Annotated in this window: 11 protein-coding genes; 6 read left to right on the top strand and 5 right to left on the bottom strand. The window is 74.0% G+C overall.

What is annotated here, in order from left to right:
- Nucleotides 1–142 precede the first annotated feature (142 nt).
- Nucleotides 143–1,879 carry a S1C family serine protease gene (locus HDA43_RS23915; protein ID WP_179825309.1) on the top strand — a complete coding sequence of 579 codons (1,737 nt, stop codon included), beginning with the start codon at nucleotides 143–145 and terminating at the stop codon, nucleotides 1,877–1,879.
- Nucleotides 1,880–1,984: 105 nt separating this feature from the next.
- Nucleotides 1,985–2,359: a sec-independent translocase gene (locus tag HDA43_RS23910; protein ID WP_179825308.1), complete on the top strand. Its 375-nt coding sequence runs from the start codon at nucleotides 1,985–1,987 to the stop codon at nucleotides 2,357–2,359.
- A 152-nt stretch (nucleotides 2,360–2,511) separates the two neighbouring features.
- Here the strand turns inward: HDA43_RS23910 and HDA43_RS23905 are convergent, their stop codons facing one another.
- Nucleotides 2,512–3,654 (bottom strand): Mrp/NBP35 family ATP-binding protein, encoded by a 1,143-nt coding sequence (locus HDA43_RS23905; RefSeq protein WP_179825307.1) that lies wholly within the window; start codon nucleotides 3,652–3,654, stop codon nucleotides 2,512–2,514.
- Between the two features lie 368 nt (nucleotides 3,655–4,022).
- On the opposite strand from HDA43_RS23905, the gene HDA43_RS23900 reads away from it, so the two are divergent.
- The gene (locus HDA43_RS23900) at nucleotides 4,023–4,436 is read left to right on the top strand and encodes a MarR family winged helix-turn-helix transcriptional regulator (RefSeq protein WP_179825306.1); all 414 of its coding nucleotides are present in this window, start codon (nucleotides 4,023–4,025) and stop codon (nucleotides 4,434–4,436) included.
- 56 nt (nucleotides 4,437–4,492) lie between these two features.
- Here the strand turns inward: HDA43_RS23900 and HDA43_RS23895 are convergent, their stop codons facing one another.
- Nucleotides 4,493–4,954, bottom strand: coding sequence for a DUF1003 domain-containing protein (locus HDA43_RS23895; protein WP_179825305.1), 462 nt, complete (start codon nucleotides 4,952–4,954; stop codon nucleotides 4,493–4,495).
- On the bottom strand, nucleotides 4,947–6,191 hold the full coding sequence (locus tag HDA43_RS23890) for a magnesium transporter MgtE N-terminal domain-containing protein (RefSeq protein ID WP_312873509.1): 1,245 nt from the start codon (nucleotides 6,189–6,191) through the stop codon (nucleotides 4,947–4,949). Before HDA43_RS23890 ends, HDA43_RS23895 begins: the two co-directional genes overlap by 8 nt.
- A 131-nt stretch (nucleotides 6,192–6,322) precedes the next feature.
- On the opposite strand from HDA43_RS23890, the gene HDA43_RS23885 reads away from it, so the two are divergent.
- Nucleotides 6,323–7,267, top strand: coding sequence for an EamA family transporter (locus HDA43_RS23885; protein ID WP_179825300.1), 945 nt, complete (start codon nucleotides 6,323–6,325; stop codon nucleotides 7,265–7,267).
- 91 nt (nucleotides 7,268–7,358) lie between these two features.
- Here HDA43_RS23885 and HDA43_RS23880 read toward each other — a convergent pair whose 3' ends face one another.
- Together HDA43_RS23880 and HDA43_RS23875 are read right to left on the bottom strand one after the other, a co-directional pair.
- Complete coding sequence (locus tag HDA43_RS23880; protein ID WP_179825298.1) at nucleotides 7,359–7,724, bottom strand: hypothetical protein; 366 nt, start codon at nucleotides 7,722–7,724, stop codon at nucleotides 7,359–7,361.
- 37 nt (nucleotides 7,725–7,761) lie between these two features.
- The gene (locus HDA43_RS23875) at nucleotides 7,762–8,331 is read right to left on the bottom strand and encodes a biotin transporter BioY (protein WP_179825296.1); all 570 of its coding nucleotides are present in this window, start codon (nucleotides 8,329–8,331) and stop codon (nucleotides 7,762–7,764) included.
- Between the two features lie 161 nt (nucleotides 8,332–8,492).
- Between HDA43_RS23875 and HDA43_RS23870 the strand changes: the two genes are divergently transcribed.
- Nucleotides 8,493–9,434: an HpcH/HpaI aldolase/citrate lyase family protein gene (locus tag HDA43_RS23870; RefSeq protein ID WP_179825294.1), complete on the top strand. Its 942-nt coding sequence runs from the start codon at nucleotides 8,493–8,495 to the stop codon at nucleotides 9,432–9,434.
- 395 nt (nucleotides 9,435–9,829) lie between these two features.
- The gene (locus tag HDA43_RS23865; RefSeq protein WP_179825293.1) at nucleotides 9,830–12,850 is read left to right on the top strand and encodes a sialidase family protein; all 3,021 of its coding nucleotides are present in this window, start codon (nucleotides 9,830–9,832) and stop codon (nucleotides 12,848–12,850) included.
- Nucleotides 12,851–12,857: the final 7 nt, after the last annotated feature.

Below are 12,857 nucleotides of genomic sequence, written 5' to 3'. Positions count from 1 at the left end.
GGGGAAGGCGCGAGCCGTTCACCCTTCTGTTCCGATCCCTTCGGGAAGGCACGCTTTACATCTCTCGTATGCCGCTCAGGGGAGGATTGCCGGATCGTTCCGGTGAGCGGCCTCGTGCGAGGCAAGGAGTGGTGAATATTCGATGACCGACGAGACCCGCCCCCACGAGGCGAACGACGCCGAGGGGCGCACGCCGTCGGGCTTCGCCGACGACAGGGGGGCCGCCCCCGAACCCTCTCGTCCGGACTTCCTGCCCGCCGGAGAGGCGCCGCCGTCCGGCGGCCAGCCGCCGCGCGGCGACGGCTGGAACCGGCTGGGAGACCCCGGACAGCCGGATCAGCCCGGACAGCCGGGTCAGTACGGGCAGCCAGGTCAGTACGGTCGGCCGGACCCGCACGGGCAGCGGAACCCCGGCGAGCACCCCGGGCCCGCCGACCACCCCGGCCCCGCCGAGCGGCCCGGGTGGCCGGAGACCGGCGAATGGGCCGCCCGGTCCGGGGAAAGCGGCCATGACCCGGCTCATAACCCCGGCCATGACCCGGCTCACAACCCCGGCCATGACCCGAACCGGAACCCCGGCCAGGGGCCCGGCCCCGCCGGCGGCTGGGGTGACCCGTCGGGCAGGGCCCACCACGACACGGCGATCTTCACCACCCCGGCCGGCCCGCCTCCCCCGCCGGAGCACGCGTTCGGCATGGGCCCCGGCTGGGCCCCGCCCCCCGGCCCCCCGATGGGCGGCGCGGTCCCCGGCGGCAGGCGCGGACCGCGCACCGGCACCCTCGTCATCCTGGCCGTGGTGATCGCGCTGCTCGCCTCGACGCTGGGCAGCCTCGGCACCTACCTCCTCACCCGGTCCTCGGCCTCCGGCACCGACCCGTCCTTCAGCCTGGGCAAGCCGCCGAACGGCTCCTCGGCCCGGCCGCCGGACTCGATCGCGGGCGTGGCCGCCCGGGTCCTGCCCAGCGTGGTCTCGCTGGCGGTCAGCGGCGGCTCCGGCGCGAACACCGGCTCGGGCTTCCTGATCAAGGGGGGCTACGTGGTGACCAACAACCACGTGGTCGCCGGGGCCGCGAACGGCGGTGAGATCCAGATCCAGTTCAGCAACCGCAAGTCCAGCCCGGCCCGGATCGTCGGCCGTGACCCTGAGTCCGACCTCGCCGTGGTCAAGCCCGACGACACCTTCGGCGCCCCCCAGGCCACGCTCGGCAACTCCGAGAACGTGGTCGTCGGAGACCCGGTCGTGGCCATCGGCTCCCCGCTCGGCCTGACCGGCACCGTCACCTCCGGCATCATCAGCTCGCTCAACCGCACGGTGCAGGCGGGCGAGGAGAACAGCTCCGACACCACCTGGTTCAGCGCGATCCAGACCGACGCCGCCATCAACCCCGGCAACTCCGGCGGCCCGCTGGTCAACGCCAACGGCGAGGTCATCGGGGTCAACTCGGCGATCGCCACGCTCGGCAGGTCGCTCGGCGGCCAGAGCGGCAGCATCGGCCTCGGCTTCGCCATCCCGGTGAACCACGCGCGCCGGGTCGCCGAGGAGCTGATCAGCACCGGCGTCGCCAAGAAGTCGCGGATCGGCGTCACCATCGACCAGACCTACCAGGGCGCGGGGGTCCGGATCGCGAGCGAGGCCGAGCGCGGCGCCCAGCCGGTCGAGCCGAACGGCCCCGCCGACAAGGCGGGCCTCAAGCCCGGCGACATCATCATGGAGGTCGACGGCACGGTGCTCCAGGACGGCAGCGAGCTGATCGCGGTGATCCGCAACAAGGCGCCCGGCGAGAAGGTGACGGTCAAGTATCAGCGCGGTGGCCGGGAGAAGACGGCCGTCGTGACCATCGGCACCGCGACCGCCCAGCCCTCGCCCACCCCCTCCTGAGGAGGCGACGGACGGGTGCAGGCTCAGGTGCGGGGACATTAGTCTGGAAGCTCCCGGGGTGTGTGCCCCGGGAGCCGCCCGGCGTTGCCCCGTTAGGAGATCACAGTGTTCGGACTCGGCTGGCCTGAGATCGTGGCGCTCGTGGTCATCGGCCTGCTCGTCTTCGGCCCGGAGAAGCTGCCGCAGGCGGCCGCCCAGGCGGGCCGTACGCTGCGCAACCTGCGGCAGATGGCCAACACCGCCAAGCAGGACCTCCGGACCGGGCTGGGGCCGGAGTTCGCCGACTTCGACCCGGCCGACCTGAACCCGAAGAACTTCGTCCGCAAGCACCTCACCGGCGAGCTGGAGGACGACTGGAACGGCGCCTCCGCGGCGGCCACCGCCACGGCCACGCCGGCCCCCGCCGGCTCCTACGCCGCCCAGGCGGGCGGCGAGCTGGGCTACGGCGAGATCCCGCCGTACGACTCCGAGGCGACCTGACCCGGGAGGGGCCGTCCGGCCCCCGGGAGGACGGGCAAGGGAAGACGAGAAAGAGGAGGCGCCCCCGCCGAAGGGGGCCGCCTCCTCTTTCTCGTCTTCCCGGGCCTTTTCGCCGTTCCGGTCCTCCGCCGTCCCGGGGTCCGGCTGCCGCGTCAGCGGCCCCGGGTCGGGGAGATGCCGAGCTGCATGCCCCTGAGGCTGCCGGCCCGCTTGCCCAGGCCGTTCGCGATGCGGATCAGCTCGGCCGCGGCCGGGGCGTCGGGGTCGCTGAGCACCAGCGGCTTGCCCGCGTCGCCGCCCTCGCGCAGCCGCATGTCGATCGGCACCTGGCCGAGCAGCGGCACGCGCGCGCCGAGGGTGCGGGTGAGCGCGTCGGCGACGGTCTGGCCGCCGCCCTCGCCGAACACCGAGATCCGCTCGTCGCAGTGCGGGCAGGGCAGCCACGACATGTTCTCGATGACGCCGGCGATCTGCTGGTGCGTCTGCACGGCGATGGACCCGGCGCGCTCGGCCACCTCGGCGGCGGCCTGCTGCGGGGTGGTGACCACGAGGATCTCCGCCGACGGCATCCGCTGCGCCACCGAGATGGCGATGTCACCGGTGCCCGGGGGCAGGTCCATCAGCAGCACGTCGAGGTCGCCCCAGTAGACGTCGGCCAGGAACTGGTGCAGCGCCCGGTCGAGCATCGGGCCGCGCCACACGACCGGGGTGTTGCCCTCGGGCTTGAACATGCCGACCGAGATGACCTTCATGTCGTGCGCCACCGGCGGCATGATCATGTCTTCGACCTTGGTGGGCCGCTCGGAGACGCCGAGCATGCGCGGCACGCTGTGGCCGTAGATGTCGGCGTCCACGACGCCCACCTTGAGACCGCTCGCGGCCATGGCGGCGGCGAGGTTGACGGTGACGGAGGACTTGCCGACGCCGCCCTTGCCCGAGGCGACCGCGAACACGCGGGTCAGCGAGCCGGGCTTGGCGAAGGGGATCTCCTTCTCCGGGCCCCGGGCGCCGCGCAGCTTGGTCTGCAGGGCCTTTCGCTGCTCGGGGCTCATGACGTCCATCTCCACCTGGACGCCGGTCACGCCGTCGATCCGGGAGACCGCGGTGGTGATGTCGCGGGTGATGGTGTCCTTCAGGGGACAGCCCGACACCGTGAGGAAGATCCCGACACGCACCACCCCGGCGGGGGAGATGTCGACGCTTTTGACCATGTCGAGTTCGGTGATCGGCCGACGGATCTCAGGATCGTTGACGGTCGCGAGGGCGGCCGTCACCAGTTCCGGGGTAGGTGCCATCGAAGTGTCGGCAACGACCGTCACCCTGGGGCGACGGGGTGCCGTCCCTCCTTGTCTATGATCGTCCGGGCGGGTCGTGCGGGCGGGTGCCCGTGCGTCGCGACGCCCAGCGGCTGGGCGAGGAGCCGCTCCCCGGAGGGAGCGGAGAAGAGGTCACGGCCCATGGTATGAACCCGGGGTCGTCACGGGGAATTCCGGGATCCGGCGGTGAGCGCCGAATTCGGGAGATCCCCTATGTAGATGCATGTGCAACGTTCTAAGGTTACCCCGTGACCGTGACGGCGGGCGAGCCAAGAGAGGCCACCGGTCCCGAGGGAACCGATGGTCCCGGGGATTCCGGGGACCCCGGGGGACCGGAGCTCTGGCGCATGCTCCAGAGGGCGCAGGCGCGCATCACCCGGGCACTGGAGGCCGAGCTGCTGCTCGGGCACGACCTGGCCCTGGCCTCCTACGACGTGCTGACCCGGCTGGCGGAGTCGCCGGACCGGCGGCTGCGGATGAACGACCTGGCCGACCGGGTGCTGCTGTCGCGCAGCGGCCTGACCCGGCTCGTCGACCGCCTCCAGCGGGACGGCCTGGTCGAGCGGGAGGCGTGCCCCGACGACGCCCGGGGCCTGTTCGCGGTCCTCACCGACGACGGCGCCGTACGGCTGGCCGAGGCCACCCCCACCTACCTGCGCGGGATCCGCGCCCACCTGCTGGGCGCGCTCGGCGCCGACGAGCTGCGCCGGTGCGCGGCCGTGCTCGCCGGACTCGCCGGACCGCCGCCCGGCGAGGGGTGACACGGCCGGGCGGGTGACACGGCCGCGCCGGACCGGCCCGCGCCGGGCGTCCCGCGTCAGGACTCCTGCAGCTCGTCCTGCAGCCGCTGGAACTCCGAGCGGATGTAGTCGCGGGTGGCCACCTCGCCCAGCGCCAGGCGCAGGCCCGCGATCTCCCGGGTGAGATACTCCACCTCCGCCTGGTTGCGCTCGGCGGCGGCGCGGTCGAGCTCGTTCTGGATGCGGTCCCGGTCGTCCTGCCTGTTCTGCGCGAGCAGGATCAGCGGCGCGGCGTAGGAGGCCTGGAGCGACAGCATCAGGGTCAGGAAGATGAACGGGTAGGGGTCGAAGCGCCAGCCGCGCGGCCCCAGGACGTTCCATCCGAGCCACAACGTCACGAAGACGGTCATGTACACGAGGAACCGGGCGGTGCCGAGGAACCGGGCGAACCGTTCGGCCATCCGTCCGAACGTCTCGGGATCGTACTGCGGGCGCAGCCGCGGCCCCGTCTCCCGGGGCAGGTCGAGCCGGTCAGTCATGCTCGCCGCCGGGCTCGCGGTACTGTTCGCGCCAGTCGTCGGGGAGCATGTGGTCCAGGACGTCGTCCACGGTGACGGCGCCGACGAGGCGGCCCGCCTCGTCCACCACCGGCACCGCCATCAGGTTGTAGGTGGCGAGGTAGAAGGTCACCTGGCGCAGCGTGTAGCCGGGCTTGATCGGGTCGATGGAGGTGTCCATGACCGCGCCGAGCAGGGCAGACGGGGGCTCGCGCAGCAGCCGCTGGAAGTGGGCCAGGCCGAGGTAGCGCCCGGTGGGCGTCTCGATGGGCGGCCGGGCGACGTACACCTGCGCGGCCACGGTCGGGGTGATCTCCCGCTGCCGGATGTGTGCGAGGGCCTCGGCGACCGTCGCGGTCGGCGGGAGCACCACCGGCTCGCTCGTCATCATGCCGCCCGCGGTGTCCTCGGGATAGACCAGCAGCCGCCGTACGGAGGCCGCCTCGTCCGGCTCCATCAACGCCATGAGCGCGTCGGCGTCCTCGGGCGGCAGCTCCTGCAGCAGGTCGGCGGCGTCGTCGGGGTCCATCTCCTCCAGCACGTCGGCGGCCCGGGTGGGCTTGAGGCGGCTCATGATGCCGATCCGGTCGCGCTCCGGCAGCTCCTCCAGGACGTCGGCGAGCCGTACGTCGTCGAGGGCCGAGGCCACCTCGATCCGGCGCTTGTCGGGGAGGTCGTGCAGGGCGCCGGCCAGGTCCGCGGCGCGCATCGTCTCGAAGGCGACCAGCAGGTTGGCCGCGCCCTGGTCGCGCTGCACCGCGCCGAGCCCCTTGACCTCGGACCAGTCCACGATCCTGGTCGGGCCGCGCCGCCGCCGCAGCCCCCGGGACGGGCCGCCGCGGACCACCGCTACCTTCGTGATCGACCACTCGGCGCGGCCGGTCTCCTCCATGGCGAGGTCCAGGACCGTCATGCGCTCCCCGCCGACCTCCACCTCAAGGTCGAGCATCTCGCCGATGGCCAGGGACTCCGAGGCCCGCTGCTCGAACCGCCGCACGTTGATCTGGCCGCTGAAGACGACCGCGCCGGCCTGGAACCCCCGCACCCTGGTGATGGGCAGGAAGATCCTCCTGTGCGCCTGGACCTCGACGACCAGTCCGTGCACGCGCGGCGGGGCCGTGCCGGAGATGGACACGACCACGTCCCGCATCCGCCCGACGCGGTCCCCGGCCGGGTCGAAGACCGCGACCCCGGCCAGGTGCGCGATGAAGATCTTCACATTTGAAGCGTAGGTCGCGCTTCGGATGGGCCGGTTCAAACGACGCTCACATTTCGGACGGCCCCTTGCCGTGGCCCGGAACGCCGTGACAGCATCAAAACCTTTAAACGGTAGTTACACGGAGGCTGACTATGAGACGTGCCGCCCTGTCGATCGCGGTCGCGTCGTCCTGCTCCTTCGCCTTCTCCGGCACCATGGCCAAGTACCTCGCGGACGGCGGCCTGTCCCCGATGGAGTCGGTCTGGGTGCGGATGGCGGGGTCCGCCCTGCTGCTCCTCGGCGTCCTCGCCCTGGTCCGGCCGGGGGCGCTGCGCATCCCGCGCTCGCGGCTGCCGTTCTTCGTGGTGTACGCGGTGGTCGCGGTGGCGGGGGTGCAGGCGCTGTACTTCGCGGCGATCACCCGCCTGCCGGTGGGCGTCACCCTGCTGATCGAGTACACCTCGCCGGTGCTGGTGGTGCTCTGGGTGCGGTTCGTCCGGCGGGTACGGCTGCCGCGCGCCGCCTACCTGGGCGCCGTGGTCGCGGCCGTCGGGCTCGCCGTCGTGGTCGAGGTGTGGGCGGGTCTGGCCCTCGACCCGCTGGGCCTGCTGCTCGCCTTCGCGGCGGCGGCCTGCTGCGCCGGGTACTTCCTGCTCAGCGACGGTTTCGGCGACGACATCGACCCCCTCGGACTGATCGGCTGGGGGCTGTTCGGCGCGGCCGTGGCGCTCGTCCCGCTCTCCCGGCCGTGGGACATCCCGTGGCGGGCGTTCACCCGGACCGCCGACGCCGGCGGCGGCCTCGCGCTGCCGGTGTGGGCCGCGACGCTCTGGCTGATCGTGATCGCCACGGTCGCCGCCTACGTCCTGGGCGTCATCGCGATCCGGCGGCTGTCGGCCGCGGTCGGCTCCACGGTCGCCACGCTGGAGGTCATCATCGGCGCGGTGGTCGCCTGGGTGCTGGCGGGCGAGGCACTCGGGATCTTCCAGATCGCCGGCGGCCTCGTCGTCCTGGCCGGCGCCTACCTGGCCCAGCGGGCCACCGGGGACCTGCCCCAGGCGGCGGTGGAGACCCCGGAGCCGGCCCGCGCGGGGTGACCGGGCGGACCGGCCCGGCGGGACCGGCGGAGGGCCGAGAGGCCGCCTCACGGGGCGCCGGCCGCACCGTCGAGCCGGCGCCGGTCTCCGCTCAGGGGGCGGGTTCGCGGGGCGTCAGCCGTACCACCCGGGAACCCGCGGCCCAGCGGGCCGTCAGCCCCGCGCCGTCGGCGGCGTTGAGCCGCTCCTTCGCCAGCGCGGCCACCGCCTCCGGGGACCGCTCCTGGTCCACCACCTCGACGTCCGCGTCGAAGGAGACCAGCCTGGCGCCGTTGTCCTTGCTGCGCAGGGTCACCAGGACCTGCCCGGCCTCGGCCAGGCCGGGCAGGTCCTGCTCACCGCCGCCGGTCACCACGTAGATCGCGCCGTCGTGCCAGACGTGCCAGGCGAGCCGGGGCCGGTCCAGCGAGAGCCACAGGATCCCCGACTTCTTGGCGCCCTCTTCGATAACACCCATGCGGCGAATGTACGGCCCCGCGCGTTCCGTGGCCGGATCAGCGGCGGGAGAGCCGCCAGGCGGCCGGGAGCAGGCCGGCCGCGATCGCGATCTTGGCGGCGTCGCCGACCAGGAAGGGGATCACGCCGGCGGCGAGCGCGGCGCTCAGGCCCAGCCCGGTGACGGCCATCAGGACCGGAAGGCCGAAGGCGTAGACCACCAGGTTGCCGAGGACCATCGTGCCGACCGTGCGGGCGGCGGTGCGGTCACCGCCGCGCTCGGCGAGCTTGCCGACGAGGGCGGCGGCGGCGATGAAGCCGACGACGTAGCCGAACGTGGCCCCGCCGAAGCCCGAGGTGCCGCCCTGGAACCACGGCACGCCCGCGACGCCGACCACGGTGTAGAGGATCATGCTGAGCGCCGCGCGGTTCATGCCGAGCGCCGCGCCGACGAGCATGACCGCGAAGGTCTGGCCGGTGACCGGGACAGGCCACATGGGGACGGTGAGCTGCGCGGCGAGCCCGGTCAGGACCGCTCCGCCGGCGACGAGCGCGACGTCCCGCACCCGGGACCCGGGGATGAGGTCGGACAGTACGGCGGGCCGGACCGCCGGAGAAGCGTTTGCCATCGTTCTCGTCTCCCTTTGCTGAAGCTTGGTTCCTCATTATTCGGACATCACCGGCGCGGGGTGTACAGGGGCACCACCAAGAACGAGGGTGAGACTTTGTATGACCGCCATAGCCCGGGGTCCGGCGCTCCGGGGCGGCGGCGGCCCGTTACGGTGTCGCCATGCGCTCCCGACGTTCGTGTCTCGCGGTCCCCGGCAGCAACCCGCGCTTCCTGGAGAAGGCACAGGGCCTCCCCGCCGACGAGGTCTTCCTCGACCTGGAGGACTCCGTCGCGCCGCTGGCCAAGGAGGAGGCGCGCCGGAACGTCGTGGCCGCCCTGCGCGAGGGCGACTGGTCGGGCAGGACGCGGGTCGTGCGGGTCAACGACCTGGGCACCCGGTGGACCTACCGGGACGTCATCGAGGTCGTGGAGGGGGCGGGCGAGTTCCTCGACTGCCTGATGCTGCCGAAGGTGGAGGACGCCTCCCAGGTGGCCTGGCTGGACGTCCTGCTCACCCAGATCGAGAAGGCGAACGGCCTGCCGGTCGGCCGGATCGGCATCGAGGCGCAGATCGAGAGCGCCCGGGGCCTGGTCAACGTGGACGCCATCGGCGGCGCCTCCCCGCGCCTGGAGACGCTGGTCTTCGGCCCGGCCGACTTCATGGCCTCGATCAACATGCGGACCATGGTCGTCGGGGAGCAGCCCGCCGGCTACACCGAGGGCGACGCGTACCACTACATCCTGATGCGCATCCTCATGGCGGCCCGCACGCACGGCCTGCAGGCCATCGACGGCCCGTATCTCGCGATCAGGGACCTGGACGGCTACCGCCGGGTGGCGGCCCGGTCGGCGGCGCTCGGCTTCGACGGCAAGTGGGTGCTGCACCCGACGCAGGTCGAGGCGGCCAACGAGGTGTTCTCGCCGTCCCAGGAGGACTACGACCGGGCCGAGCTGATCCTCGACGCCTACGAGTACTACACGACGGTCGAGCGGCGCGGCGCGGTCATGCTCGGAGACGAGATGATCGACGAGGCGTCCCGGAAGATGGCGCTGGTGGTCGTGGCCAAGGGGCGGGCCGCCGGGCTGGCCCGCACCGAGTCCTTCACCCCGCCGTCCGCCTGACCCGCCCGGGTCCGCCGTCCGCCTGATCCGGGCGGGCCGGCCGGACCGCCAGGCGGTCGGCCGGCCGGACCGGAGGGTCGTGGCGGGTGGGCGGACGGAGTTCCGGCCCGCCGAGAATCCGGAAATATGGCCCTAAAAGATGATGTTTCAGGCGGGTCGCGCGTAAATCTGACTAGAGAGGTCTCGCCAGCGCGCCTCCGGCGTGCTGCTCTGGACTGTGTACGGTTCCGGCCCCGGCCGCCCGCCCGGCGGAGGTGATCGTTTCGGCGGAACGGGGTAGGAGTAGGGTCCCGTGGGTTTCGCCGCCCGGCTGGCAATCGCGGCGGGATGTCACGGGGACGGCTGGAACGGTCCGGGAGGGCGATCCCGGGCCGAGACGGGCTTCCTGCGAGGAGGTGCTGAGCGTGGTCCCGGGCCCCCACGACCCGCGCTCACCGGAACGGCCGCCGGACGACGGCTCCGGTGACGAGGCGGTCCCCGAGAACTTTCCGCCCACACTCCAGCACTTCCCACCCGGCCCCTCCGACGACGGCCCCAGGGGAATGCCGCTGGCCTCCCCCTGGATGCTCCCGCCGTTCGCCGCTCCCGTCCCGGAGGAGGAGCCCCTGCGGGCGCGCCCCGAAGGGCTGGGCGGCGAGCGCCGCCGTCCGCACACGCGCCCCTACTCCGCTTCCCGCGACGGCGCCCACGGAGCCCCCGATCCCGGCGCCGTCTCCGAGGGCCGGGACCGGGACGGGGACGGGGACGGGGACGCCGCGCCACGGTCCGCCTCCCGCCGCGCCGTACGGCCCGACGTGCTCGTGGCATCCGGCCCGTCGCGGGCGTCGCGTTCCGTGGAGCGGGTGCGCCCCGCGGAACCCGTGGCCGAGGCCCTCGTGGTCGTGGAACCCGTGGAACCCGTGGCCGAGGCGGCCGGGGAGGGCGGAGCGCACGCCGTGTCCGACGACGACTTCGAGCCGGTGCGCCGGGTGGGACGCCCCCCGGGCGGCCGCCCGGCCCGGCCCGACCTGCTGGTCGCGCAGGGCCCGCCCGGCAGGCGCGGGCCGGGCGGCGGCAGGCACCACCGCTCCTCCCCGCCGCCCTCGGCCGTACGCCGCTCCGGCCCGACGCGGCGCAGGAGCGTGCGCGGCCTGGTCGTCCCGGTCGCGGTCGTCATGGTCCTCGCCGTCGCGGTCGCCGGCGGCCTGGCGCTGTGGGGATGGGTGGGCGACCCCTTCGGCGCCGGGCTGCGGCTGGTCGGCGACGAGAGCGGCTCCGGTGACTCCGCCTTCGTCGCGCGGCCCGAGGCCGGGGGCACCGGCTCCAGCCAGGTGCTCAACGCCGTGGTGGCCGACGGCTCGACCGTGGTGGCCGTCGGCAGCGACACCACCAGCCCGGTGCCCAGGCCGCTCTTCCTCGTCTCCACCGACGGCGGCTCGACCTGGCGGCTCGGCAGGGTGAACGGGCCCGCGGGCTTCCAGGGCGGGCCGACCGCCGTCGGCGCGGTGGCGGGCGGCGACGGCCGCTGGCTGGCCGCGGGCAACGACCTCCTCGGCACCGGCCAGGGCCTGTGGACCAGCGCCGACGGCTACGAATGGACCGCGGTGGACCCCGCGGGCACGGGCGCGTTCACCGCCGGCGACAAGGTCATGGAACTGGCCAGGACGTCCTCCGGCTTCGTCGCGGTCGGCACGACCGTGCTGCCGGACGGCACCTCCGGGGCCGTCGCCTGGGTCTCACCCGACGGGCGCGGCTGGAGCAGGGTGGACACCTCGAAGATCGGTGCCCCGGACAAGGTGCGGGGCCTCAAGGCGGTCGTGGCCAGGGGCGACGCCGTGGTCGCGCTCGGCGACCCGGGGCAGGGGCGGTCGTCCTCGGTGATACTGCGCTCGGCCGACGGCGGGCGGACCTGGCTGCGGACGGGGACGGAACTGGACGGCGTCATCCCCGAACCCGGCACGCTCGCCGCCTCCGGCGGCGGGTTCGTGCTCGTCCCGGCCCAGCAGCACGGCGAGAAGGGCGACGTCCAGGTCTACTGCTCCTCGCAGGGCGACGACTGGAACCGGTGCGGCAAGATCACCGGAATGGACTCCGACGGCGCCGGCGTCCGGCGGCTGACCTCCTCACCGCAGGGGGTCGCGGCGATCGCCGAGACGGGCTTCGAGCGCTACGCCGTCTACACCAGCAAGGACGGCCACGACTGGGCCAGGTCCACCGACCTCGGCGAGGTCCCCGGCTCGCTGCGGGCGGTCGCCGTATCCGGCACCGGAACGCTCGTCGTCGGCGGCGACGAGCGCGCCGCCGACGTGGACAACCGGCTGATCCTCATCACCGCTCCCAGGGGAGGCCGGGCCGCGCCGGTCCCGCTGGGCGGGATCGATGGACTGGCCAGGGCCGAACGGGAGACCGCCCGGGTGGCCGCCGGCGCGGGCGGGTTCGTCGCCGTCGGCACCGCCTCCGGCGACGCGGGCGTCTGGACCAGCGCCGACGGCCAGGGCTGGACGGCAGCCGGCCCGGCACAGGCCCTCGGCGGCCCGCGGCGCCAGTCGCTCGCCGACGTCGCGCAGGGCAGGCACGGCTGGCTGGCCGTGGGCGGCACCATGACCGACGCCTCCTCCACCGAGCCGCTGCTCCTCACCTCGGCGGGCGGCGCCGACTGGCGGCGGGTCCCGATCGCGGGCCCCCTCGCCCCCGCGGCCGACCACGACTTCCTCGCTCCGCACGCGGTGGCCGCCGGGCCCTCCGGCTACGTCCTGGCCGGGGAGGACCGCGGCCCGGCCGGGAGCGTCCCCGTCCTGTGGTTCACCCCCGACCTCAAGCGCTACACCAGGGCGGAGAAGCTGCCCGCGGGCGGCAGCGGGGTGCGGCTGCACGACGTCTCGGCGACCTCCACCGGCTACGTGGCCGTCGGCGGCGCCGGCACCGCCGGGCACGAGACCGGCGTGGTCTGGGTGTCCGCCGACGGCACCGACTGGACCGCGCGCAAGCCGCTCCTGCCGCCGGGGGCGACGTCGGCCGGGCTGCGCCACGTCGTCCTGCACGGCGGGAGCGTCGTCGCGACCGGCATCGCCCGGACCGACCAGGGCGACCGGCCCTTCGGCGCGGTGTCGGCCGACAACGGGACGACCTGGCGCGTCTCCTGGCTCCCGACCGGCCGGGCCGCCGCCGTACAGGACCTGGCGGCCACGGACGACGGCGTGGTGGCGGTCGGCTGGGACGGTGTCCCCGGCGAGGGCGACAGCGCGGTCTGGACCTCCGAGGACGGGACGACCTGGCGGCGGCACGACCCCGACCAGGGAAACCAGAGCGGCGAGGGGGCCCAGTGGCTCGGCGCGGTCGCGGTCGCCGGGGACCGGGTGGTGGCACTGGGCCGCTCCACCACCTACGACGCCGACCACCTCACCGTGTGGCGCTCGACGCTCACCGCGGAGCGATGACCGGTCG

The organism is Streptosporangium sandarakinum, assembly GCF_013409935.1.
Lineage (GTDB): Bacteria > Actinomycetota > Actinomycetes > Streptosporangiales > Streptosporangiaceae > Streptosporangium > Streptosporangium nondiastaticum.
Note: the sequence above shows the minus strand (reverse complement) of the source record. Positions and strands in the feature narration are given on the sequence as shown.